The sequence below is a fragment of the Mesorhizobium sp. WSM4814 genome (assembly GCF_055811595.1).
In genome coordinates, this window is record NZ_JBVVQT010000014.1 from 24,399 (window position 1) to 47,969 (window position 23,571).

A 23,571-nucleotide genomic window follows, 5' to 3' on the forward strand; every position below is an offset into this window, starting at 1 on the left:
TTATTCTCCGACGAGATCCCGGAGCGGCGGGACTACGAGGCGGACAATTTCGAGGTTCGGATCTTCGCCGCTGTAGAGCGGCACGACCAGGACCGCCTGCCCACCGGCGCTCTTGAGCGCATCGAGGACGGTTCCCAGTGCGGCGTCCCCCGAGGCTGGTGCGTCGCGATCGACTGGAAGCGCGACGGTTCCGCTTTGCGACAGGAAGGCATGCCGGCGCGCATCCAGATCCTTGCGGTCGTAGTGCTCGGGGTAGGCCGCGCGGGTAATATCCTCGCGAGCCCCCGCAAGCGCAGTGACCCGCGCCTGCGCCGCCTCCATGAGGGCTCTTGCCAAAGCGCCGTCATAAGTGAAATCGCAGGCAAACCCCTCACCCGGCATCGGCGCGATTTCCCGATGGGCTTCCGTCTCGATGACCTGGCAGCGGAAGACGGGCAGATGGTGATCGCCCGGGACCAGCCAGATGCCCGCGGCCAGATCCGCGGCCTTGAGACTGGCCAAAATCCTCGACGAGAGCGGGCCGCCGACGCGAGCCGGATCGATCCGAAGCTCCGGATAGGAGCGCGGATATCGCCGCGCCCCCGCGACGCTATCCCGTTCCAGGATTTCGAGCGCCGCATGGAGGATGGCGGCAAGCATTGTGGGGCTGGCAGCGAGTCCCCGCGTCGAGCGTGGAAACGCGATGGGATGCGGCGAGGGAAGCGTGTAGACCGTATCGACCAGGGCGACGGGAACGGGCAGCACGCGCGCCGTGAGGAGGTCGTAGCCGTCCGTCCAGCCGAGCCGCAGTTGATCCCAACCAGCGTCGAAGCCGTGCACACGGCAGCCGGCGTAGAGATTGCGTATCTCGCCCCCCAGGTCGCGCGCGCTTGCGACCTTGATGCGCTCCGGTGCAATTCGTTCCGCCGCCCAGCATTCGAGCGTTTCCATCAGGGCCGAGGCCGCCGCTTCGACGACGTTTACACCCTTGCCCTGGGAGACGGCGTTGGAAAGGGATAGCGGCCGCACCGCCTGGGCGACAGCGACGCCGGCGCGGTCGAGCCGGGTCAGCGACCCGACCCGCGTTATTCCGAAACGCCGCCGCGCGGAAAAAAGCGCCCGGACGAGTTCTTCGGTGGCTTGCGACGCCCGGCCCCGGAAATCGTGGCAAGCGGAAAGTTCACGGTCGAGTTGTATGCCCAGTTCAGCTGCAGTTGCTGCATGCGTCCCGTTCATGCGTCGGAGGCCTGGGCTTGAAGTCCAAGCCGCTCCAGATCCTGGCGGACACGGGAAACAAGCGCCACGGCGTGCTGCTCGGCGCCGACCTCGAGCGCGCGACGAAGATCCATTGCGATTGCCTCTTCCGACTCATGGCGGGCATGGCGAAGAAGGGCCCGCTGGCGAAGCAGCTCCGCCAGCCAGAATACCTGGCCGTTGCGGGTCGAGGCCGCGATTGCGCCGTCCAGGATCGACAGGGCCTCATCGTTGCGTCCGGCGCGAACGAACAGCTCTGCGCGCATACCTTCATAGATGGGTGCCCCCTCGTAGGTGGCTATCTCGCGCTGGCGTGCCAGCCCGGCTTCGAATTGCGCCAACCCGGCTGCCACGTTCCCGTTCAGGCCATGGGCCCAGGCGCGAAAGAGCGCCGCCTTGGTGAGCACGCCCGGCATGGCCTGCGCGAGTTCAGAAATCCTGTCGGCCACCGCGATCACCCCTGCATAATCATTCCGATAGCGTTTCAGCTCGATCTCGAATTCCAGCGCATGAAGTACGCTGTTCAGATGGTTGATGTGCTTGGCCCACTGCTTCGCCGCATCAATGCTTTCCGACGATCCGGCGTCGTCGCCCATGAACCAGAGAGAGAAGGCCCGTTCGCCCAAGCCGCAGACCTTCGCGTCGTGGCCGCCGTAGCGACCGCGGCTGAATCGTGCGCGGTTCTCGTCGTAAAGTTTGAGTCCGTCCTCGACGCATTTCAAGCAGTGCGAGTGGAGCCCGGCATCTTCGTTCGTCGCCCACGCGCAATGGAGCGACTGGAGCCGGACCTCCGGATCGGCCGAGTCCTTGAGGTCGCGCAGGAGGATGTCCGATCTCACGCGCTGCGTCTCGTAATCGGGAGCGGTGAACCACCACCCCCAGTAAAGCGGGAACCATTCTGCACGATCCCGATCCTTAATCGCGGCGCACAGTGATACGCCGCGCTCATAGATCGCACGCGCTTGCTTGCTGCCTCTACCGAAAAGAGCCGCAACGACCGGCCCGCGAACTGTGAGGAGGCGAAGCAGTTGCTCATTCGACTCGGCATTCCTGCCGGCCTGAGCGAGTTGTTTCTCAGCGAAATCCAGCAGGTTTTCCGCTTCCTGCATTGCTGACCGAACATCGCAAGCCTCTGCCGCCTGAATAGCGTGGCGCGCCGCCTGCAAAGGCTGTCCGGCCTGCCCGAAATGCCACGCCATCGTCTCGTCGGAGAGCGGCGGAGCAGCGCCAGATTGAATGAGATTTACAACGCTTGTGTGGATTTCCTGCCGCTCGGATTTCAGGAGGCTCTCGTAGGCCGCTTCCTGGATCAGCACGTGGCGGAAGCGAATTTCCATACCGCCAGACTTCCGACGGACAATCCCGGCTTGGACAAGACCTTCGATTGCTTCGTCCAGGGGTGTGGCAAGATGCCCAAGTTCAAGCAAACAAGCCAGCAGTTTCCGTCGGAACTGTCGCCCCAGGACGCTTGCGATTTGTGCGACACGTCTCAATGGCCCCAGGCTGGCGAGGCGGGCTGCGATAAGATCCCGGAGATCCAGAATGCTATCCGCACGAAGCAACGCCTCCAATCTGGCCCGATCGGGCAAGCCAGCGTTCGCTCGTTCGCGGATCCAAAGCGCCAGCTGTTCGGCAAACAGGGGCACGCCATCGCTCTTCTCGTAGATAAAGGCGACCAGTTCATCTGGTGGCGAATCCTCCCAGATCGTGCTGATCAGTTCCGCGGTAGCTTGAGCAGTTAAGCCAGACAAGGCGACGGCAATCACGTTTGGATCGCCGAAACCGTCCGGCGCGTTTGCCTCGCGCGACGTTACTGCGGCAAGGATCGGCCGTGTTTTGATCCACCCACTCAGCTTGACGACAAGTGCTTTGGTGAGCGTGTCTGCCCAGTGAACGTCCTCGATTATCAGGAGGAGCGGTCCGAGAGCGGACGGCGACGTCAGAAGTGACAGCATGGCCTCGACAACACGCGCCCTGATCTCCTCGTCCGAGAGATCGACCTGCCAGGCTTCGCCAGCACCCCCTTCCGTCTCGCCCGCGACAAGGAATGTGATGATCTCGGCATTCAACGGGCTAAGTTCCGAGCCATGTGACCGCAGGTAGCGCGTGACTGCATCCCGATCCAGGTCGGCGTTGCCGGTCGTTTCTGCGATTGCCTTTCTGAGAGGTTCCAGAAACGGGTGCAGCGGTTCCGAATTGCCGCGCGGCTGACATTGAAACACTAGGGTGCGCACACCCTTAGCGGCAAGTTCACGGCGGAACTCGGCGATCAGCCGGGATTTTCCGATTCCGGGGTCGCCATGGAGAAGAATGAACTGGCCATTGCCGCTTGCAGCTCTAACCCAACGCCGGCCACACAATTCAAGCTCGTCTTCGCGACCGATTAGCGGCGCGGAAACGCGCCGGTACGCTGTGAAGCGGTCGAACTGCTGACGGCGAGTTATTGGCCGCCACAAAAGCACCGGTTCGTCAAATCCTTTCAGGTGCCTTGGACCGATCTCCTCGAATTCGAACGCGCCCATGGTAAGCCGATAGGTGGATTCTGCGACAGCAACACTGTTCGGCGCTGCTTCGGACTGGATCCGCGCAGCCAGTGCCGGCGCGACGCCAATAATCTCGGTGGCGCCCGGAAGGTTCGTTTTCGAAGCGTCAGCGATGACGACCACACCTGTGGTGATGCCGACCCTTACCTTGAGGCTGGATTCGGACTGTCTCGCCAGTTTCTCGCACCACTCGACAATCTCGATTGCCGACGCAACCGCACATTCGGCGGCATCTTCCCTGGACTCGGGAAAGCCGAAATAGGCGCAGCCGCCGTCGCCCTGAACCCGCTCAAGGTAGCCATTGTAGTCGCTGATCAATGCAGCCGCTCCATTGTGGAGCGAACGTTGCATAGCGCCGAATTCTTCGGGGTCCAGCTGATTTAGCAGAGCGGTCGAACCAACAATGTCATAGTACAGCGCGGTCACATGCCTGCGCTCACCTGCAAGCGACCCGGTCTGAACTCGTTCCCTGGTGGTCATAGGACGTCCTGCAACACGCCTGAGAGCGCCACGCGGCTTTCTCGGATGTTATCGAAGCTCTATCGCGAGCACTAAGGCTTAGAATAGTCCCATTGGCAACGGCATAATATGTTCCTGGCCTACCCGTCCGCTATCCGTTCGCAACTCAGCCGTGATCATCAAGGCGGCTTTCAGTTCACTGCAACGACAGGAATGGGTTGCCTTTAGCCTAACAGGAGCGCCTTCGAATCCGGCACGGGCGATCGAACTTCCGCAACCGGTCGAACCAGGTCCTTCAGAATGCCAGGTCGTTCATGAGTTTTGACGAAGTAGACCATCACGGTCGCCGATCGCGCGCCGTCGCTACCAGCGCACGAAAAGCCGCCCGCCGAGCGCGCCGAACGCGGCGAGGATGGCAATCGCGATCGTGTACCAGGTGGCGACGAAGAGCGGCGAGTCGTCGAAGCAGTGCGCGGCATAAAAAGTTGCCGCCAGCCCGCCGGCGAGCAGGCCCGCCACCGTTCCGGCAAGCACCGGCCGCGTCGGCGCGCCATAGCGCAGCACCGCCAGGAAGACGGCAAGCGGACCGATGCCGATCAGCGGAATGAACGTCAGGCAGATAACCATGTTGCTGCCGACCAGCCGCCTGCCCCAGTCGGCCGCAGGCACCGAAAGGAGTTCCAGACCCACCGCTACGGCCACCAGCAGCGGTGCGGCAATCATCCAGGTCGCCGCCCTGCTCGTTGCTGCACCGGGTGTCGACAGGGCGCGGATCAAGGCGAAGGCGCTGACCGCCAGAGCCATCGTGAACACAAACTTGGCAACGAAACGCGTCGTATACATGGCGGTGGCGATGTCGGTGCGTGGGCCGATTGCCAGCCAGAAAACCACCGCCGCGATCAGCGTAGCCGCACCTGCGCCTATCCACCAGGCCGAGCCGAGCGGCATCGCCGTGCTGCGGACATCGGCGTCGAGCGCCTTGATGAGATCGTCGGTCCTCATGTCATTTCCGCCCGAATTGTTTGGCCCCGAACCGTTTGGCAATGGCGGCGAGACCGCGATGCAGCGACACGCGCACCGCCGTCTCGCTGATGCCGAACTTCGCTGCCGTCTCGCCGATGGAACGGCCTTCGACCGTCACCGACGAAACCACCGAACGCTGCGCCGGCGGCAGGCCGTCCAACGCCCGGTTGATGTCACGCCCGCTGACCGTTTCGGCCTCCGGTTCGGCGAAGGTCTCGGCGATCTCGTCGATCTCGATCTCGATGCGCCGCCCGCGCCGTCGAAAGGCGTCGATCAGCTTGAAGCGCGCTATGGCGTAGACCCAGGGCAGCACAGGCAGATCCTGGCGCCAGGTATGCCGCTTCACATGAATGGCCAGCAAGGTTTCCTGCACGACATCCTCGGGATCGACCCCGCCCTGAACGATCTTGCGCCTGATGAAGCCGCGAACCAGAGCAGCCGTCCGGCGCAGAAAGTCGGCGTAAGCCCTTTCATCTCCCGCGATCGCGGCCCGCATCAGCCGGGAAAGCTCGGCCTCGTCCTTGCCGGTCACAAGAGTTCACTCCCCGATAATTCGCGCCTCGGCGCTGTTTTGTTACGTGGCCGGCGAAATAATGTCCAAGCCAAAGTAAGGAATATCACGAAGGTTTCACCTCCGGCGCCGATTACGCAGCTCACCAATCTTGACTACACCGATCAGGAATTGATAGTGCAGCCATGCTAAGCCAAAACCATCGCGATCGAGCGGGATGACGTCCATGAAACATGCTCTTTCCGTCCTTGCCGGAGCCACAGCACTTGCAATCAGCCTGGTCGCCAGCCCGGTTATGGCCCAGGACAGCGGCATCGTCGTCTACAATGCCCAGCATGAGAGCCTGACCAATGCCTGGGTGGAAGGTTTCACCAAGGAAACCGGCATCAAGGTCACCGTTCGCCACGGCGGCGACAGCGATTTTTCCAACCAGATCGTTGCCGAAGGCGCCGCCTCGCCGGCCGACGTGTTCCTGACGGAAAACTCACCGGCCATGGTGCTGGTCGAGTCATCAGGCCTGTTCGCGCCGGTCGACGCCGACACACTGGCGCAGATTCCCAAGGAGTACCAGCCGGCCAGCGGCAAGTGGGTGGGCATCGCCGCGCGCAGCACCGTCTTTGCTTACAACAAGACCAAACTGACCGCCGAGCAGTTACCCAAGTCGCTGCTTGAACTCGCCGATCCGAGCTGGAAGGGACGCTGGGCCGCTTCGCCGTCCGGCGCCGATTTCCAGGCGATCGTCAGCGCGCTTTTGCAGCTTAGGGGTAAGGCCGCAACGGCCGACTGGCTGAAGGCGATGAAGGCGAACTTCACCGCCTACAAAGGCAACAGCACGGTGATGAAGGCGGTCAATGCCGGCGAGGTCGATGGCGGCGTGATCTATCACTATTATTACTACGGCGACCAGGCCAAGACCGGCGAGAACAGCAAGAATGTCGGGCTGCATTATTTCAAGAACCAAGATCCGGGCGCCTTCGTCTCGGTTTCCGGCGGGGGCGTCCTGGCCTCCAGCAAGCACCCGAAGGAAGCCCAGGCCTTCCTGAAATGGGTGACCGGCAAGGGTGGTCAGGACGTGCTGAAGACCGGCAATTCCTTCGAATACGCGGTCGGCAAGGGCGCGCAGTCCAATCCGGCGCTGGTGCCGCTGGCCGATCTGCAGGCGCCGAAGGTCGACGCGACGACGCTGAACTCCAAAGAGGTGACCGACCTGATGACGGCAGCCGGCTTGCTTTAGTTCGCGTTCGTCCTAAAACGGCAGCCGACTGCGCTCCTGCGGGAATTCGCTTCCGCAGGAGCGCTCTGTTTTCGAGGTGGCATTCGTCCATGACGACAAGCTGCGTTTTTGGCCGTGTTTGCGGCTCTGCGATCGTTTCCGCCACCGGGCGGCAACGGCTCGGCGTCTGAGCTGATGCTGCCTGCGGCCGACCTTGCACGTTCAGACTTGCCGACCGGCATGGTGGCTGTGCATTGGAGGCGCCGGCGGCCGATATCCTGGATTTCGCTCGCCGCCATCCTGGTCTCACTGTTCTCGCTGCTGCCGCTCGCCTTCATCATCTGGATTGCCGTGCAGACTGGCTGGGACACCGTATCGGCACTGGTCTTCCGGCCACGTGTTGGCGAGCTCCTGGTCAACACCCTGCTTTTGGTGGTGCTGGCGGTGCCGATCTGCATCGTGCTCTCGGTGGCGCTGGCCTGGCTGACCGAACGCAGCAGCCTTCCCGGTGCCCGGCTGTGGGCCTGGCTGTCGGTGGCGCCGCTCGCCATCCCCGCCTTCGTCCACAGCTACGCCTGGATTACCCTGGTGCCCGGACTGCACGGGCTGTGGGCCGGCGTCCTGGTTTCCGTCGTCGCCTATTTCCCGTTCCTCTATCTGCCGGTGGCGGCAGCCTTGCGCCGGCTCGATCCTGCTCTCGAAGATGCCGCGGCAGCCGTCGGCCTCGGGCCATGGCGCGTGTTCCGGCGGGTCGTGCTGCCGCAACTCAGGCTCGCCATCTGCGGCGGCTCGCTGCTGGTTGGCCTGCATCTCCTGGCCGAGTACGGCCTCTACGTGTTCATCCGCTTCGATACCTTCACCACGGCGATCGTCGACCAGTTCCAGTCGACCTTCAACGGCCCCGCCGCCAACATGCTGGCTGCGGTGCTGGTGACATGCTGTTTCGTGCTGCTCGGGATGGAAGTGCTGGTGCGCGGCGAGGAGCGCTATGCCCGCGTCGGCTCGGGCGCCGCGCGGCAGCAGCAACGCACAAGGCTCGGCCGCGCCACCATCCCGTGCTTGGCTCTGCCCGTCGTCACCGCGCTGCTGGCGCTTGGCGTGCCGTTCGTCACCATCGGCCGCTGGCTTGTGGCCGGCGGCGCCGATGTCTGGCGCCTCGATGAGATCGGCCTGGCGCTCGGCCAGACCCTGTTCCTGGCGCTCGCCGGCGCCCTGCTCGCCACTATCGCCGCCATGCCGATGGCCTGGATCTCGATCCGCGCGCCGGGGCCGCTGCAGCGCCTTCTGGAGGGCTGCAACTACATCGTCGGCTCGCTGCCCGGCGTCGTCGTGGCGCTGGCGCTGGTCACCATCACGGTGCGCATCGCGCTGCCGCTCTATCAGACCCTGTTCACGATCCTCGTAGCCTATGCGCTGATGTTCCTGCCGCGCGCCCTGATCAGCCTGCGGGCGTCGATCGCGCAGGCGCCGGTCGAGCTCGAACGCGCCGCCGCCAGTCTCGGCCGGCCACCGCTCAGGGCGCTGTGGTCGACGACGATCCGCCTGTCGGCGCCGGGTGCCGCGGCGGGCATGGCGCTGGTGGCGCTCGGCATCATGAACGAATTGACCGCCACCCAGATGCTGGCGCCCAACGGCACCCGCACGCTGGCGATGGCGTTCTGGGCCCACAGCGGCGAGATCGACTATGCGTCCGCCGCACCTTACGCGCTCATCATGGTGGCGATGTCGCTGCCGCTGACCTGGCTGCTCTACGTCCAGTCGAAGCGGATGGCCGGGCGATGAGCTTCCTCGAACTCACCGATGTGCACAAGCACTACGGCCCGGTGGCCGCACTGGCCGGCGTCGACCTCAGCGTGGCCAGCGGCAGCCGCACGGCGATCGTCGGGCCGTCCGGCTGCGGCAAGACGACCCTGCTGCGGTTGATCGCCGGTTTTGAGGCGCCGGACCAGGGTCGCATCGTGCTCGACGGCGAGGTGCTGGCCAATGGCGGCGCTGCCGTGCCGGCATATCGGCGCGGCATCGGCGTGGTGGCGCAGGACGGCGCCCTGTTCCCGCATCTGAGCATCGCCGCCAATATCGGTTTCGGCATGCGGCATCACCAGGACAAGCGCAGCGAGCGTATCGCCGAGCTCGCCTATATCGTCGGGCTCGACAAGGCGATCCTGAAACGGCGGCCGCACGAGCTCTCAGGCGGCCAGCAGCAGCGTGTGGCGCTGGCCCGCGCCATGGCCATGAAGCCGCGGCTGATGCTGCTCGACGAACCTTTCTCGGCGCTCGACACCGGCCTGCGCGCCTCGATGCGCAAGGCGGTGGCCGAGCTTCTGGAGGCCGCCGGCATCACCACGATCCTGGTCACGCACGACCAGGCCGAGGCGCTGTCCTTTGCCAGCCAGGTCGCGGTGATGCGCGACGGCAAATTCTCGCAGGTCGGCACGCCGCGCGAGCTTTATCTCAAGCCGAAGGACCGGATGGTCGCCGAATTCCTCGGCGACGCCATCATCCTGCCGGCCAGGATCGCGGACGGCTTCGCCAGCTCGCCGCTCGGCCGCATCGCCGTCGACAGCACCGAGCGGCGCGATCTCGTCCGCATCATGCTGCGGCCGGAACAGGTGCTGTTGAAACGAACATCGCGCGAAGGCATGTCGGGCACGCCGGACATGCTGTTCGGCGAAGTCACGGAGTCCGAATTCGCCGGCTCGATGTGCACCATCGCGGTGCGGCTCTTGAACAGTCCCGATCCGCCGGACGCAGCCGCGATCGGCAACACGCCACTGGTCCTGCGCAAGCCAGGCATGGACACACCGGTGGTTGGCGAGATCGTCCGACTGACGGTGTCGGGCAAGGCGCATGTGTTCGCCTGAACGGTCTTGCGTCTCGCGCAGTTCGCCAGTCAGGCCGAGAGGCCGGCTTCAGTCGACCCGCTTGCCGGCCTGATCGAACCAGTGCAGCTTTTCGGCAATGGCCACGACACGCAACTGGTCGCCGGGCTTTGCGGTGGCGCGCCCTGAGACGCGCACGATGATACGGCTGCCGGCTGCGGCGCAGTGAAGAAAGCTTTCGGCCCCGACCGGCTCGACCGCTTCGACTGTCGCCGGCAGGACGAGCGCACCGGGCAGCGCCTCCGCATTGAAGGTGACGTCGGCATCTTCAGGGCGAAACCCCAGCGTCACGGCTTGCGTTCCGGGAGCCGCAAAGCCGATCGCGGTGCCGTCAGCCAGTATCGGGCCTGAGGAACTTCCGGTCAGCGCCAGGAGGTTCATCGGCGGCGCGCCGATGAAGGAAGCGACGAAGATCGACGCCGGCTTTTCGTAGATGTCGAGCGGCGCGCCCGTTTGCTCGACCAACCCGGCGTTCATGACAACAAGGATGTCGGCCAGCGTCATCGCCTCGAGCTGGTCGTGGGTGACATAGACCGAGGTGACGCCGAGCGTGCGCTGCAGGTTCTTGATCTCGACCCGCATCTGCCCGCGCAATTTGGCATCGAGATTGCTGAGCGGCTCGTCGAACAGGAAGACTTTCGGATTGCGCACGATGGCGCGGCCCATGGCGACCCGCTGGCGCTGGCCGCCGGAAAGTTCGCGCGGCCGCCGGTCGAGCAGCGCCGAAAGCTCCAGCACCTTGGCGGTCGAACGCACCCTGCTGTCGATCTCGTCCTTCGGCGTGCCGCGATTGCGCAGGCCATAGGCCATGTTGTCATAGACTTTCATATGCGGGTAAAGCGCGTAGTTCTGGAACACCATGGCGATGTCGCGCTCGGTCGGGCCGATGGCGTTGACCACTTTGCCGTCGATGGCGACCGTACCGGCGGAAATGGTCTCCAACCCGGCGATCATCCTCAGCAGCGTGGACTTGCCGCAACCGGAGGGGCCGACCAGCACGCAAAGCTCCTTGTCGGGAATGGCGATGGAGACCCCCTTCACCGCTTCGACGCCACTGGGATAGACCTTCTTCACGTCCTTCAGATCGACGGTCGCCATCAGCTTCTCACTTTTCGGATTCGACCAGGCCGCGCACGAACCAGCGTTGCATCAGCACCACCACCAGGATCGGCGGCACGATGGCCAGCATCGCGGTGACCATGACCAGGTGCCATTCGGTATCGGCATCGGCGAAGGAAACCATCTTTCTCAACGCGATGACGATGGTGTTCATGTCGTTGCTGTTGGTGACCAGCAGCGGCCAAAGATACTGCGTCCAGCCGTAGATGAAGAGGATCACGAACAGCGCCGCGATGTTGGTGCGCGACAATGGCAACAGGATATCGAAGAAGAAGCGCCATGGCCCGGCGCCGTCGACGCGCGCCGCCTCGACCAATTCGCCCGGTATGGTCATGAAGAACTGGCGGAACAGCAGCGTCGCGGTGGCCGAGGCGATCAGCGGGATGATCAGGCCGGCATAGGTGTCGATCATGCCGAGATCGACCATCACCTTGTAGGTCGGAAGGATGCGCACTTCCACCGGAAGCATCAAGGTGATGAAGATCAGCCAGAAGAAGGTCATGCGCAGGGGAAAGCGGAAGAACACGATCGCATAGGCCGACAGGATCGAGATGCAGATCTTTCCCACCGCAACGCCGAGCGCCATGATCGTGGTGTTGAGGAGCAGTTGGCCGACGCTGACACCGCCGATGCGGCCAATGCCGCCGAACAGCGCCTCGCTGTAGTTGTTCCAGAGCTGGCCGCCGGGCAAGAGCGGCAGCGGCGGCCTGAGGATGGTTTGCAGCGTGTGCGTCGAGGCAACGAACGTGTAGTAGATCGGGAAAGCCACGATCAATATGCCGAGGATCAGCACGGCATGGGCGATGAAAGTGCGGAGCGGGGACTGGCCGATCATCGCTGCCCTCAACCGTAGTGGACTTTGCGTTCCACGTAGCGGAACTGGATGGCGGTGAGCGCAATGACGATCGCCATCAGGATGACCGACTGCGCCGCCGAGTCGCCCAGGATCAGATTGACGAAGCCGTCATTGTAGACCTTGTAGACCAGCGTCTCGGTCGCCTTGCCCGGCCCGCCGCCGGTGACGGCATGAACGATGCCGAACGTGTCGAACAGGGCATAGACGGTGTTGACGACCAGCAGGAAAAAGGTGGTCGGCGCGAGCAGCGGGAAGACGATGGTCCAGAAGCGCTTGGTCTCGCCGGCGCCGTCCATGGCCGCCGCCTCGATCAGCGTTTTCGGCACTGCCTGCAGACCGGCTACGAAGAACAGGAAATTGTAGCTGATCTGCTTCCAGGCAGCCGCCGACACAAGCAGGATCATGGCGTGGGTTCCGTTGAGCAGCGGATCCCATGCGATGCCGAGGCTTCTCAGCAAATACGCCAACGAGCCGATCGAAGGATTGAACAGAAACAGCCACAGCATGCCGGCAATCGCCGGCGCCACGGCATAAGGCCATATCAACAGCGTGCGGTAGAGGCCTTTGCCGCGCACCGCCTTCTCGGCCATGACCGCAAGCAAAAGCGCCACGCACATCGCGACGATCGCGGTCGCAAGCGAGAACACCACGGTGACCTTGATCGAATTGAGGTAGGCCGGATCGGCCAGCACCTTGCGGAAATTGGCAAACCAGACGAACCTGGTCCTCAGCCCGAACGGATCCTGCCTGAGCATCGACTGGTAAAGCGCCTGACCAGCCGGCCAGTAGAAGAAAACCAGTGTTATGGCGAGTTGCGGCGCCACCAGCAGGTAGGGCAGGATCTTATTGGGAAAGACGACGCGGGGAGACAGGCTGATTTCCTTCGCTATCTCGGGGACGCCCACGCGAGCTCGCGTGGGCGATATTCAAACAGACACCAACCGAGATAATCCCGTCAGTTCTCCAGCGCTTCCTTGATTGCGGCGTTGCCGCGCGTGACCGCGTTATCAAGCGCCTGCTGAGCGGTTTGCTGGCCGGCCAGCATCTTCTCGAACTCCTCGTTCTGGATATCGCGCACCTGCGGCAGGTTCGGCAGGCGTACGCCCTTCGAGTTGTCGGTCGGCGCCTTGCCCGTCATCTGCAGGATGGGTGTCTCACGGCCGGGGTTCTTGTCATAGAAGCCCGATTTCTTGGTCGCCTCGTAGGCAGCGAGCGTCACCGGCAGGTATCCCGACTTCTGGTGCAGATATTCCTGCACATCGGTCTTGGACAGGTAGGCGAAGAATGCCGCAACGCCCTTGTATTGCTCGTCCGACTTGGCGCCGAACACCCACAGGCTGGCGCCGCCCGGCGTGGTGTTCTGCGGTGCGCCCTTGGCGTCGCTGTCGTAGGGAAGCTGGCCGATGCCATAGTTCATGCCGGACTTGACGATGTCGCCGAGGCCGCCCGACGATTCGGTGAAGATGCCGCATTCGCCGGCGAGGAAGATCTGCTTGGCTTCGGAGGTACGCCCGCCATATTTGAAGGTGCCGTCCTTGGCGAGGTCTGCGAGCGCCTGGAAGTGGTTGACGAAAATCGGCGCGTTGATCTTGAGTTCGACATCACCGCCGGCCAGACCGTTCTGCTGGGTCGCCCACGACACATCATTCCACGCCGCAAAATTCTCCAGATGGATCCAGGTCAGCCAGGTCGAGGTATAGCCACAAGGGGCGGCGCCGCTCGTCTTGATCTTCTTGGCGGCTTCCCACACCTCGTTCCAGGTCTTCGGCGGGTTGTTCACGTCGAGGCCGGCCTTCTGGAAGATATCCTTGTTGTAATAGAGGATCGGCGAGGAGGAGTTGTAGGGGAAGGACAGCATGGTGCCGTCCGGCTTCGAATAATAGCCGACGATACCGGGCAGATACTGGCTCTTGTCGAAGGTCATACCGGCACCGGTCATCACCTCGGCAACCGGCTTGATCGCACCCTCGGCCGCCATCATCACGCCGGTGCCGACGTCGAACACCTGGAGGATGTCGGGCGCCTGTCCGGCGCGGAAAGCGGCGATGCCGGCGTTCAGCGTCTCCGGATAGGTGCCCTTGAACACCGGAACCAGTTCATAGTCGCTCTGGCTGGCGTTGAAATCCTTGGAGATCTTGCCGACGACCTCGGCGTTGGCGCCGGTCATGGCGTGCCACCAGCTGATCTGCGTGACGGCGAAGGCGGAGGTGGTGGAAAGCAGGGTCAAGGTGGCGGCGACACCGGCCGCGAAGCCGAAGAACTTCATGTTTCATCTCCCGTTTGTCATTGGCGAAAGGGGCACTCTCGCAAAGCCAATATGTGCCGCCCGTGACAATTGGACAACGGTTTTGTTGCGGACCGATGAACTTGATTTCCACTTAAAGTAGCGCACGCTTCCGAACAGGAGCCGGTGGAAAGGAATTGCCAAGCCGGCTTACGAACAAAACGGCAATAATCGCCGGCGCCTAAAAGCGCGTCGCACTTTGCGCGACATGCATTAGTCCGACTTGCCGAGCGCCGTCTCGACCAGCCGCTTGGCGTCCGGGCTCGACCATTCTGCCGGGCCGTTCATGTGGGCAATCAGGCAGCCTTCACCGTCGATCAGCATGGTGACCGGCAGGCCGAGCGCCAGACCGCGTGTCTTGAGATCGTTGAACAGCGCCATCGTCGAATCGCGGTAGTAGTCGAGCGCCTTGACGCCGGTCTCCTCGAGGAACTTCTTCGGCTTGCTGTCGTCGCCGGCATCGACATTGACCGCGACGACCTCGAAAGCATCGCTGCCCATTTCGTTCTGCAGCGCGTCGAGCGCCGGCATTTCGGCGCGGCAGGGCGCGCACCATGTCGCCCACAGATTGAGCAGCACCGTCTTGCCGGCATGGTCGGCGAGCGTCATCGGCTTGCCGTCGGGGCTGTTGAAGGCAAGGCCCTTCAGCGATTGCGGCGGATCGGCCGGCAAAAGTGCTGCAACCTGGCCGGTGGCGGCCGCCGCGACTGTCTTGGCGCGCTCGGCCTTGGCGGCGCAGGCAACATCGTCCTTGCTGTCGCCAACGGCGACTTGAGCGGGGGCGTTGTTGCCAGAACCGCTTTCGCTGACATATACCGCGACCGCGCCGGCAAGCACGCCTGCCACCAAAGCGGCGAGGATGAGGCGCGGGGCCGGGAAAAATCGATTGCCGTCTGCCATTTTTAAAACTGCTCCGGAAGCACGGGTTATAGCGATGAGCGACAAGAAGGCCAGCAACCAGATGTGGGGCGGACGTTTTGCCTCGGGTCCGGCCGCGATCATGGAAGCGATCAACGCGTCGATCTCGTTCGACCGCAAACTCTACGCGCAGGATATCCGAGGCTCGATCGCCCACAGCGAGATGCTGGCGCAAACCGGCATTATTTCGGCGGCCGATCAAGAAGAAATCGCTCACGGGCTGAACACGATCCTGGCAGAGATCGAAGCCGGCACGTTCGAGTTCTCGACCAGGCTGGAAGACATCCACATGAATGTCGAGGCCCGCCTTGCCGAGCTGATCGGCCCGGCAGCCGGCCGCCTGCATACCGCCCGTTCGCGCAACGACCAGGTGGCGGTCGATCTCAGGCTATGGGTCAAGGACGAGTGCTTTCGCGTCGCCGAGGCGCTGAAGGGCCTGATTACGGCGTTCCTGGAGCGGGCCGAGGAGCATGCGGCAACGGTAATGCCGGGCTTCACCCACATGCAGGCGGCGCAGCCGGTGACCTTCGGCCATCACTGCATGGCCTATGTCGAGATGTTTTCGCGCGACCTGTCGCGTGTTCGCGACGGGATCGAACGGATGGACGAAAGCCCGCTCGGTGCGGCCGCGCTTGCCGGCACCAGCTTTCCGATCGACCGGCACCAGACGGCCAGGGCGCTCGGCTTCCGTGAGCCGATGCGCAATTCCCTCGACAGCGTTTCGGACCGCGATTTCGCGCTCGAGTTTTTGGGGCTGGCGGCGATCTGCGCGACGCATCTGTCGCGGCTGGCCGAAGAAATCATCATCTGGTCGACGCCGCAATTCGGCTTCGTCAGGCTGTCGGACTCATTCTCCACCGGCTCCTCGATCATGCCGCAGAAGAAGAACCCCGACGCCGCCGAACTGGTGCGCGGCAAGACCGGCCGCGTCACCGGCCATCTGGTCGGCCTGCTGACTGTGATGAAGGGCATGCCGCTGACCTACGGCAAGGACATGCAGGAAGACAAGGAATCCGTGTTCGACGCCGCCGAGACACTCGACCTGATGCTGGCGGCAATGACCGGCATGGTGCGCGACATGACGGTGAATGCCGCCGCCATGAAGAAGGCCGCCGGGTCAGGCTATGCGACTGCGACCGATCTTGCCGACTGGCTGGTGCGCAGCCTTGGCTTGCCGTTCCGCGAGGCGCACCACGTCACCGGCCGAGCCGTGGCGCTGGCCGAAGAGAGGAAGATCGGGCTCGACAAGCTGCCGCTGGAAGACTTGCAGTCCATTCACCCCGGCATCACGACGGACGTGTTTTCGGTGCTTGCCGTACAAAACTCGGTGAAGAGCCGCACGAGCTTCGGCGGCACCGCGCCGTCGGAAGTGAGGAAGCAGATCCGCTACTGGAAAAAGCACATTGCGAGGGCGTGATGCTCGTGCGGTGAATCCGAAATTCGCATCACGTTGGAGCAGCGCGGCGAGCGAATTTCGTCAAAAGCCGCACGAGTAATTCAATGAATTCTAGTGTGGTTTTTGGATTTGAAGTTCCTCAACGCGAATGCCATCAATGCCAGGAACTTCAAATCCACCACACTAGGTGCAATGCCGGAAAAACTCGGCTAAAAGCGGCGGGCAAAAGTTTCGGACGGATGGATCGATGACCGCAAGCAGGATTTGGGTGACGCTGACGCTGCTGGCGGCGCTGGCAACCGTAACGGCCTGCGGCAGGAAAGCCGGGCTCGATACGCCCTATGAGGCGGCCGTGCAGGCGCGCAAGGACGCACAAAAGGCCGAGCAGCCCGTGCCGCCGGAGCCGGAAAAACCCGTCGAGGACAAGAAGTTCATTCTCGACCCGTTGATCTAGAGCCGATGAGATCGGCCGATCTCGTCGTGCTCCAACTTCCGGAACCATTCTCGTGAACCATTTCGACTACCGCGACGGCGTGCTGCATGCCGAGGACGTGGCGATATCAGAAATCGCCGCAAGCATCGGCACGCCGTTCTATTGCTATTCGACGGCGACGCTGACCAGACATTTCCGCGTGTTTGCGCAGGCCTTTGCCGGGCTCGACGCGCTGGTCTGCTACGCCATGAAGGCGAATTCCAACCAGGCTGTGCTAAAAATCCTGGCAAAACTCGGCGCCGGCGCCGACGTGGTCTCGGAAGGCGAACTGCGCCGCGCGCTGGCCGCCGGCATTTCGGCCAACAAGATCCTGTTTTCCGGCGTCGGCAAGACCGCGCGCGAAATGGATCTTGCACTCTCGGCCGGCATTTTGTGCTTCAACGTCGAATCCGAGCCGGAACTGGAATTGCTGTCAGCCCGCGCCGCGGCGCTGGGCAAGGTGGCGCCGATCTCGCTGCGCATCAATCCGGATGTCGACGCCAAGACCCACAAGAAGATCTCCACCGGCAGGGCCGAGAACAAGTTCGGCATTCCCTGGCAGAAGGCGCGAAAGGTCTATGCCCGCGCAGCTGAGCTGCCTGGCATCAAGGTCACCGGCATCGACACTCATATCGGCAGCCAGATCACCGAATTGCAGCCCTTCGACGACGCCTTTGCGCTGCTGGTGGAACTGGTCGGCGTGCTGCGCGCCGACGGGCACGCCATCGAGCATATCGACCTCGGCGGCGGCCTCGGCATTCCCTACCGCGTCGACAACAGCCCGCCCCCCCTGCCGGACGCTTATGCCCAGATCGTCAAGAAGCACGTCGCCAAGCTCGGGCTGAAGGTGATGTTCGAGCCGGGCCGGCTGATATCAGGCAATGCCGGCATCCTGGTCTCCCAGGTGATCTTCGTGAAGGAGGGCGACGCCAGGAATTTCCTGGTCGTCGACGCCGCGATGAACGATCTGATCCGGCCGACGCTCTATGACGCCTTCCATGACATCAAGCCGGTGGTGCAGCAGCCGGCCGCGGCGCCGCGCATGACGGTCGACGTGGTCGGCCCGGTCTGCGAGACCGGCGATTATCTCGGCCTCGACCGCGATCTGCCGCGGCTGAAGGCCGGCGACCTGATCGCCGTCGCCACTGCCGGCGCCTATGGCGCGGTGCAGGCCGGCACCTACAACACCAGGCCGCTGGTGCCTGAAGTGCTGGTCGACGGCGACCGTTTCCATGTCGTGCGCCGGCGCCAGACCTATGACGAGCTGATCGGCCTGGATTCGCTACCTGATTGGCTGGAATAGACCCATGATCCCGAAAAACGGCGGTTTCGGAAAAGATCATGGTCAACAAGAATGGATCGTCTGCAGTGCTACAGCCGGTGCTGAATCAGCGCCCTGGTCTCGGCGATCCTGCCCTCGTCGCGGCGATAGAACGTCCACTGCTTGATACGCTTGCTGCGCAGAAGGCCGGCCTGGGTCAGCACCCGCATATGCTCGCTGAGCGTCGCCTGGGTAATCCCCAGCTTTTCCGCGATCAGCAGCGCGCAGACGCCGTCCTCGACCAGATCGCCATCGGTCTGCGGCGGAAAATGCGCGCGCGGATCCTTCAGCCAATCGAGGATTTGCAGCCTGCGCTCGTTGGCGATCGCCTTGAAGACATCAATCTCTTGCATTTAGCCATTTTGCTAAGTTACTAAGTGATGTCAACCCTTGGGAGCAGACCATGCTGAACGGCAATAGCATCACCCGCGAACGCATCGCCGCAATGGAGCCGCGCATCCGGCCCTTCGTGCGCCACACACCGGTGCTGCGCGTCGATATGGCCGATTTCGGCCGTCCGCCTCTTGGCGTCGACCTGAAGCTCGAATGCCTGCAGCATTCCGGCTCGTTCAAGGCGCGCGGCGCCTTCACCAATCTTCTCGAGCGGCCGGTTCCCGAGGCTGGCGTCGTCGCGGCATCGGGCGGCAATCATGGTGCCGCGGTCGCCTACGCCGCCATGCGGCTTGGCCACAAGGCAACCATCTTCGTTCCCGAAGTCAGCCCGCCGGCCAAGCTGGAACGCATCCGCGGCTATGGCGCCGAGCTGGTCGTCGGTGGCGCACGCTATGCCGAAGCGCTGGCCGCCAGCGAAGACTTTGCCGAAAGGTCCGGCGCGCTGCGGATCCATGCGTTCAACCAGGAGGAAACGCTGATCGGGCAAGGCACGCTCGGCCTTGAGATCGAGACCGACCTGCCTGAACTCGACACGCTGCTGGTCGCCGTCGGCGGCGGCGGCCTGATCGGCGGCATCGCCGCCTGGTTTGCCGGCCGCATCAGGATCATCGCCGTCGAGCCGGAGGGCGCGCCGACGCTTCATCGCGCCTTCGAGGCCGGCCGGCCCGTCGATGCGCCGACTGAGGGCATCGCCGCCGATTCGCTGGCACCGAAGCGCGTCGGCGAGATGATGTTTCCGATCGCCGAGGCCTTCGTCGAGCGTTCCATACTGGTCAGCGACGACGAAATCATCGCCGCGCAGGCGGCGCTTTGGGACCGGGTGCGAATCATCTCCGAGCCGGGCGGCGCCGCGGCCTTCGCGGCGCTCCTGTCCGGCCGCTACGCGGCGGCTGCGGGCGAGCGTGTCGCCGTGCTGGTCTGCGGTGCAAACGCCAATCCGGCTAAATTCTGACGATAGCGGGGGCAGTCCTGTTCACGTTTTAGGGAACTGCCTCGCCTTCGCCGTGTTTCTTGGTATGTTTGGAGCGACGTGCATCTAAGACTTTGAGTCCTTCGCATCCGATTTTCGGGGCGCATCCGATTTTCGGGCCGGTGCGATAGATGTGTGAGTTCGGGTTATCCCGCCCGAACAGGAAGGGCCGATGACGGAACGACCCACCTTCACCAGCGATCGCAGCCTGGCCGGGCGCCTTGCCGTGAGCCGGCTGGCGACGCGGGTCTCGATGACGGTCGAGCGTGGCTGGCCGTTGCTGCTGCCGCTCGTCATCGTCGCCAGCCTGTTCCTCAGCGTCTCGTGGCTCGGCCTCTTCCTTTTACTGCCCGACATGGCGCGCATCGGTCTTGTGGCTGTGTTCGCCATCGCAGCCCTTGTCGCGCTCTATCCCCTGCGTTTCTTCCGGGTGCCGTCCAGTGCCGAGATCGATCGGCGAATCGAGGCGGCCAACCTATTGCTGCACAGCCCGGTGCTGGTGCAGACCGACCGGCCGAGCGGCAGGGAGAGCATTTTTTCGCAAGCGCTGTGGCGCGAGCACCAGAAACGCATGGCCGAAAAACTCGGCAACCTCGGTGGCGACCTGCCACGCACCCGGGTGCCGGAGCGCGACCCATGGGGGCTGCGCGCCGTGGCGGCGCTTGTGTTGGTCACGGCTTTCGCCTTCTCGTTCGGCCCGTCGGGCGGCCGCATCGCGGACGGGTTCAGTGCCCACGCGGCGCGCGACGCCGTGCCGCCGCGCATCGACGCCTGGGTGACGCCGCCGGCCTACACCGGCAGGGCACCGGTCTTCCTCACTTCCCCAGCCCTCGCCAACCCGGCCCTCGCCAGCAATGCCAATCAGGCGCCATCCACCTTCACCGTTCCGGAAGGCAGCGATGTGTCGCTGCGCGTCACCGGCGGCTCGGGCGAGGAAACGCTGAGCTATGCCGACGCCGACGGCAACGCCCGCACCATCGAGCCGGCCGGGCAGCAGGCCGACGCGGCCAAGCCGGCGGCGGCAACGCCCTCCACGGCAACGCCCTCCACGGTGCGCCAGTTCACCGGCAAGCTAACCGCCAACGGCACACTGACACTGAACTCGGGCGGCGACGAACTCGGCAGTTGGGCCTTCGCGGTGATCCCGGACAAGCCGCCACAAATCCGCTTCGTCGGCGAGCCGAAACGTGCCGTCAACGGCTCCTTCGAGCTCAACTACCAGATCGACGACGACTATGGCGCGGCCTCCGCCAAGGTGGATTTCGTATTGGCCGACCCACCGGCGCCGAATGCGCATCCGCTCTATGGCCCGCCCGAAATGCCGCTGACGCTGCCGCGCCGCGGCGTCAAGGGGAATGCCGCCAAGACCACGAAGGACCTGACCGAGCATGTCTGGGCCGGCGGCGACGTCAAGCTCAGGCTTGTCGCCACCGACGATGCCGGCCATACGGCAACCAGCGAAACCAGGACCCTGGTGATGCCGGAGCGGCCATTCTCCAATCCGCTGGCCAGGGCCGTGATCGAGCAGCGCCGCGCGCTGGCGCTCGACGCCAACGCCAAGAGCCGCGTGCTCGACCTGATGGATGCGATCACGCTCAGGCCCGAAGACACGTTCGACAATATGGCGCACTACCTCGCCATCATGAGCGCCCGCACCCGGCTGAAGATGGCCGACAACGACGACAAATTGCGCGACGAAGTCGCCTATCTCTGGGAGATCGCGCTCGGCATCGAGGAAGGCAATCTTTCGGACGCCGAGCGGCGGCTGCGCCAGGCGCAGCAGGCGTTGCAGGACGCGATCAAGAACGGCGCCAGCGACGAGGAAATCGACAAGGCGATGAAGGAACTGCGCGAGGCGATGAACCAATTCCTGCAGGAATTCGCCCAGCGTGCGCAGCAGAATCCGAACGCGCCGCAGATGCAGCAGAACGGCCAGGAGCTGCGCCAGAGTGATATCGAACGGATGATGGACCAGATCGAGAATCTGGCGAAGTCCGGCGATCGCGACAGCGCGCAGGAATTGCTTTCGCAACTGCAGGACATGATGAACAACCTGCAGGCCGGACGTCAGCAGCAGGGCGGCCAGCAGAACAGCGAAATGCGCCAGCAGATGGACAAGCTCGGCGAGATCATGCGGCGCCAGCAGGAGATGATGAACGAAACCTTCCGCATGGACCAGATGCAGCGCGGCCAGCAACAGCGTGGGCAGAACCGAGACGAGCAGCTCGGCGAGAACGGCGAGCAGGGCCAAATGGGCGAACAGGGCGAGCAGCCCGGCCCAGGCGAAGACCGCGATCCGCTCGGCCGGCCGAAGCCGATGACGCCGGAGGAATTCGCCGACGCGCTGAAGCAGTTGCAGGAAGGCCAGGGCAAACTGCAAAGCGAGCTCGACCAGTTGAGAAAGGGTCTCGAAGGTATGGGGCTCGAGCCCAATGAGGGATTTGGCGAAGCCGGCAAATCCATGGGCGATGCCGAACAGGCGCTTGGCGACAGCGATGGCGATCAGGCCGTCGGTCACCAGGGCCGCGCCCTGGAGGCGTTGCGCAAGGGCGCCAAGGACATGATGAAGCAATTGCAGGCCATGCAGGGCGACGAGGGCGACGGCCAGCGCGGCGGCCGCCAGCAGAACGCCGACCGCGATCCGCTCGGCCGGCCACGCGCCACCGAGGGTCCAGATTTCGGCGATTCGGTGAAGGTGCCGGACGAGATCGACGTGCAGCGCGCCCGCCAGATCCTCGACGCGATCCGCAAGCGGCTCGGCAACGCGCTAAGCCCCGATATCGAGCGCAGCTATCTGGAGCGGCTGCTGGAGTTGAAGTAAAGCCGGCCTGCTCTAACGGTTGGTGAACGCCTCGCGGATCGCCTCTTCCATGCTGACGATGGCCTCGCCGGAAGCGTTCGGATTGCGCCGCAGCACCACATTCGAGGAATCGATGTCGCCGAATCCATCGGCGGCGGTAAGCTCGCGGCAGCCGGCCGGGATGTTGCTGCGCGAGATCGGAGCAATCGCCAGCCCGGAGGTGACGGCAAGCCGCAGGCCGCCATTGGTATCGCTTGTATAGGCGACACGATAGGCGAGACCACGCTGTTCCAGCGACTTTATCGCAAAATCCTTGCACCAGCCGGCGCGATTGTAGAGCGCGATCGGCACCGGCCGCTCCTCATGCATATGGTGCAGCTCCGACGTCACCCACACGGTCGGATCATGCATCAGCACTTCACCGCCGGAGAGGTCCTGCCATTCGAACACCACCGCCAGATCGAGCTCGCCGGCGGCGAGCGCCGCGATCTGCGCACCGGAATGCGCGTAACGGACGGTGATGTCGACCTGAGGATGGCGCTTGGCAAAGGCGCCGAGCGCGCGCGACAGGATCGCGTGGCCATATTCCTCCGGAATGCCGATGCGCACCGGTCCGCCAAGCGGCGCCGCGACCATCGATGCCGCCGTCTCGTCCAGCAGCGACACGATGCGGCGGGCGTTGACGATGAGCTCGCCGCCGCGGCGCGTCAGCGCCACACCCCGCGAGCCGCGCTCGAACAGGCTGTCGCCGACCATATCTTCGAGCTTCTTCATCTGCATCGAAACCGCCGACTGGGTACGGCCGGCCTGCACCGCAGCCTTGGTGAAATTGCCGGCGTCGGCGACCGCGACGAAGGTGCGCAGCAGATCGCTGTCGAGCGTGGGCTTCATTTGTCCGCCATAAGAAAATCTGATCGCTGGCATCATTCCAATTCGTTTGCAACATGTCAAACGGCGGATAATAGTCGCTTCACCCATTGGATATGCGGCTGCGAAATCGGCTGCGGACCAAAAAAGTCCTCACTCGTACCCGCTGCCCGAAATGGTGGCGGGTTCTTTTTGATGCAGGTCGCCCAAAAGCATGTCCTCGGGCCTGACCTTGGCCCTGACCCGAGGGTGCGAAGCGGTTTTGGGCGATATGCATAAACAAAGTTGCGCGGGCCCGGCTCTCGGGCCGCGCA

The 23,571-nt window shown here is 63.8% G+C and carries 19 protein-coding genes; 8 read left to right on the forward strand and 11 right to left on the reverse strand.

What is annotated here, in order from left to right; genetic code table 11:
* The 4 genes from AC0L2V_RS20365 to AC0L2V_RS20380 form a co-directional block, all read right to left on the reverse strand.
* Positions 1-1,215, reverse strand: coding sequence for a YcaO-like family protein (locus tag AC0L2V_RS20365; RefSeq protein WP_473520996.1), 1,215 nt, complete (start codon positions 1,213-1,215; stop codon positions 1-3).
* Positions 1,212-4,256, reverse strand: a complete 3,045-nt coding sequence (locus AC0L2V_RS20370; RefSeq protein WP_473520997.1) for an ATP-binding protein — start codon at positions 4,254-4,256, stop codon at positions 1,212-1,214. The genes AC0L2V_RS20365 and AC0L2V_RS20370 overlap by 4 nt, the downstream gene beginning before the upstream one ends.
* A gap of 342 nt (positions 4,257-4,598) precedes the next feature.
* Complete coding sequence (locus AC0L2V_RS20375; RefSeq protein WP_473520998.1) at positions 4,599-5,237, reverse strand: NrsF family protein; 639 nt, start codon at positions 5,235-5,237, stop codon at positions 4,599-4,601.
* A 1-nt stretch (position 5,238) separates the two neighbouring features.
* Positions 5,239-5,790, reverse strand: a complete 552-nt coding sequence (locus AC0L2V_RS20380; protein WP_473520999.1) for a sigma-70 family RNA polymerase sigma factor — start codon at positions 5,788-5,790, stop codon at positions 5,239-5,241.
* 205 nt (positions 5,791-5,995) lie between these two features.
* Between AC0L2V_RS20380 and AC0L2V_RS20385 the strand changes: the two genes are divergently transcribed.
* The 3 genes from AC0L2V_RS20385 to AC0L2V_RS20395 all read left to right on the forward strand — a co-directional run bounded on the left by AC0L2V_RS20385 (position 5,996) and on the right by AC0L2V_RS20395 (position 9,843).
* On the forward strand, positions 5,996-7,003 hold the full coding sequence (locus tag AC0L2V_RS20385) for an iron ABC transporter substrate-binding protein (RefSeq protein ID WP_473521000.1): 1,008 nt from the start codon (positions 5,996-5,998) through the stop codon (positions 7,001-7,003).
* A gap of 174 nt (positions 7,004-7,177) precedes the next feature.
* Complete coding sequence (locus AC0L2V_RS20390) at positions 7,178-8,764, forward strand: ABC transporter permease (protein WP_473521001.1); 1,587 nt, start codon at positions 7,178-7,180, stop codon at positions 8,762-8,764.
* Positions 8,761-9,843: an ABC transporter ATP-binding protein gene (locus tag AC0L2V_RS20395; protein ID WP_473521002.1), complete on the forward strand. Its 1,083-nt coding sequence runs from the start codon at positions 8,761-8,763 to the stop codon at positions 9,841-9,843. The genes AC0L2V_RS20390 and AC0L2V_RS20395 overlap by 4 nt, the downstream gene beginning before the upstream one ends.
* A 48-nt stretch (positions 9,844-9,891) precedes the next feature.
* On the opposite strand, the gene AC0L2V_RS20400 is transcribed toward AC0L2V_RS20395, so the two are convergent.
* From AC0L2V_RS20400 to tlpA, 5 genes are all read right to left on the reverse strand, one after another.
* Complete coding sequence (locus AC0L2V_RS20400; RefSeq protein WP_473521003.1) at positions 9,892-10,959, reverse strand: sn-glycerol-3-phosphate import ATP-binding protein UgpC; 1,068 nt, start codon at positions 10,957-10,959, stop codon at positions 9,892-9,894.
* 7 nt (positions 10,960-10,966) lie between these two features.
* The gene (gene ugpE, locus AC0L2V_RS20405) at positions 10,967-11,815 is read right to left on the reverse strand and encodes a sn-glycerol-3-phosphate ABC transporter permease UgpE (RefSeq protein WP_023797226.1); all 849 of its coding nucleotides are present in this window, start codon (positions 11,813-11,815) and stop codon (positions 10,967-10,969) included.
* Positions 11,816-11,823: 8 nt separating this feature from the next.
* The gene (ugpA, locus tag AC0L2V_RS20410; protein ID WP_128176137.1) at positions 11,824-12,708 is read right to left on the reverse strand and encodes a sn-glycerol-3-phosphate ABC transporter permease UgpA; all 885 of its coding nucleotides are present in this window, start codon (positions 12,706-12,708) and stop codon (positions 11,824-11,826) included.
* An 83-nt stretch (positions 12,709-12,791) separates the two neighbouring features.
* Positions 12,792-14,102, reverse strand: a complete 1,311-nt coding sequence (gene ugpB, locus AC0L2V_RS20415) for a sn-glycerol-3-phosphate ABC transporter substrate-binding protein UgpB (protein WP_027153376.1) — start codon at positions 14,100-14,102, stop codon at positions 12,792-12,794.
* 231 nt (positions 14,103-14,333) lie between these two features.
* Positions 14,334-15,020 carry a thiol:disulfide interchange protein TlpA gene (tlpA, locus tag AC0L2V_RS20420; protein ID WP_473521004.1) on the reverse strand — a complete coding sequence of 229 codons (687 nt, stop codon included), beginning with the start codon at positions 15,018-15,020 and terminating at the stop codon, positions 14,334-14,336.
* A gap of 34 nt (positions 15,021-15,054) precedes the next feature.
* On the opposite strand from tlpA, the gene argH reads away from it, so the two are divergent.
* The 3 genes from argH (at position 15,055) to lysA (ending at position 18,209) form a co-directional block, all read left to right on the forward strand.
* Positions 15,055-16,455: an argininosuccinate lyase gene (argH, locus tag AC0L2V_RS20425; RefSeq protein ID WP_473521005.1), complete on the forward strand. Its 1,401-nt coding sequence runs from the start codon at positions 15,055-15,057 to the stop codon at positions 16,453-16,455.
* Positions 16,456-16,681: 226 nt separating this feature from the next.
* Positions 16,682-16,888: a hypothetical protein gene (locus AC0L2V_RS20430; RefSeq protein WP_473521006.1), complete on the forward strand. Its 207-nt coding sequence runs from the start codon at positions 16,682-16,684 to the stop codon at positions 16,886-16,888.
* 52 nt (positions 16,889-16,940) lie between these two features.
* On the forward strand, positions 16,941-18,209 hold the full coding sequence (gene lysA, locus AC0L2V_RS20435; RefSeq protein WP_473521007.1) for a diaminopimelate decarboxylase: 1,269 nt from the start codon (positions 16,941-16,943) through the stop codon (positions 18,207-18,209).
* Positions 18,210-18,277: 68 nt separating this feature from the next.
* On the opposite strand, the gene AC0L2V_RS20440 is transcribed toward lysA, so the two are convergent.
* The gene (locus AC0L2V_RS20440) at positions 18,278-18,580 is read right to left on the reverse strand and encodes an ArsR/SmtB family transcription factor (protein WP_287054036.1); all 303 of its coding nucleotides are present in this window, start codon (positions 18,578-18,580) and stop codon (positions 18,278-18,280) included.
* A gap of 50 nt (positions 18,581-18,630) precedes the next feature.
* Here AC0L2V_RS20440 and AC0L2V_RS20445 point away from each other — a divergent pair, with 50 nt between their 5' ends.
* Both AC0L2V_RS20445 and AC0L2V_RS20450 read left to right on the forward strand, forming a co-directional pair.
* Positions 18,631-19,572, forward strand: a complete 942-nt coding sequence (locus tag AC0L2V_RS20445; protein ID WP_473521008.1) for a threonine/serine dehydratase — start codon at positions 18,631-18,633, stop codon at positions 19,570-19,572.
* Between the two features lie 190 nt (positions 19,573-19,762).
* The gene (locus AC0L2V_RS20450; RefSeq protein ID WP_473521009.1) at positions 19,763-22,411 is read left to right on the forward strand and encodes a TIGR02302 family protein; all 2,649 of its coding nucleotides are present in this window, start codon (positions 19,763-19,765) and stop codon (positions 22,409-22,411) included.
* Positions 22,412-22,423: 12 nt separating this feature from the next.
* On the opposite strand, the gene AC0L2V_RS20455 is transcribed toward AC0L2V_RS20450, so the two are convergent.
* Positions 22,424-23,281: a LysR family transcriptional regulator gene (locus AC0L2V_RS20455; protein ID WP_027153384.1), complete on the reverse strand. Its 858-nt coding sequence runs from the start codon at positions 23,279-23,281 to the stop codon at positions 22,424-22,426.
* Between the last annotated feature and the right edge of the window lie 290 nt (positions 23,282-23,571).

Bases quoted from the DNA above. Each gene is read 5' to 3' on its own strand.
- ugpB (WP_027153376.1), bottom strand. From the start codon at position 14,102: ATGAAGTTCTTCGGCTTCGCGGCCGGTGTCGCCGCCACCTTGACCCTG.
- AC0L2V_RS20375 (WP_473520998.1), bottom strand. From the start codon at position 5,237: ATGAGGACCGACGATCTCATCAAGGCGCTCGACGCCGATGTCCGCAGC.
- AC0L2V_RS20370 (WP_473520997.1), bottom strand. From the start codon at position 4,256: ATGACCACCAGGGAACGAGTTCAGACCGGGTCGCTTGCAGGTGAGCGC.
- AC0L2V_RS20395 (WP_473521002.1), top strand. From the start codon at position 8,761: ATGAGCTTCCTCGAACTCACCGATGTGCACAAGCACTACGGCCCGGTG.
- tlpA (WP_473521004.1), bottom strand. From the start codon at position 15,020: ATGGCAGACGGCAATCGATTTTTCCCGGCCCCGCGCCTCATCCTCGCC.
- AC0L2V_RS20400 (WP_473521003.1), bottom strand. From the start codon at position 10,959: ATGGCGACCGTCGATCTGAAGGACGTGAAGAAGGTCTATCCCAGTGGC.
- argH (WP_473521005.1), top strand. From the start codon at position 15,055: ATGAGCGACAAGAAGGCCAGCAACCAGATGTGGGGCGGACGTTTTGCC.
- ugpE (WP_023797226.1), bottom strand. From the start codon at position 11,815: ATGATCGGCCAGTCCCCGCTCCGCACTTTCATCGCCCATGCCGTGCTG.
- AC0L2V_RS20390 (WP_473521001.1), top strand. From the start codon at position 7,178: ATGCTGCCTGCGGCCGACCTTGCACGTTCAGACTTGCCGACCGGCATG.
- AC0L2V_RS20445 (WP_473521008.1), top strand. From the start codon at position 18,631: ATGCTGAACGGCAATAGCATCACCCGCGAACGCATCGCCGCAATGGAG.
- AC0L2V_RS20385 (WP_473521000.1), top strand. From the start codon at position 5,996: ATGAAACATGCTCTTTCCGTCCTTGCCGGAGCCACAGCACTTGCAATC.
- AC0L2V_RS20450 (WP_473521009.1), top strand. From the start codon at position 19,763: ATGACGGAACGACCCACCTTCACCAGCGATCGCAGCCTGGCCGGGCGC.
- AC0L2V_RS20365 (WP_473520996.1), bottom strand. From the start codon at position 1,215: ATGAACGGGACGCATGCAGCAACTGCAGCTGAACTGGGCATACAACTC.
- AC0L2V_RS20430 (WP_473521006.1), top strand. From the start codon at position 16,682: ATGACCGCAAGCAGGATTTGGGTGACGCTGACGCTGCTGGCGGCGCTG.
- AC0L2V_RS20455 (WP_027153384.1), bottom strand. From the start codon at position 23,281: ATGAAGCCCACGCTCGACAGCGATCTGCTGCGCACCTTCGTCGCGGTC.
- AC0L2V_RS20440 (WP_287054036.1), bottom strand. From the start codon at position 18,580: ATGCAAGAGATTGATGTCTTCAAGGCGATCGCCAACGAGCGCAGGCTG.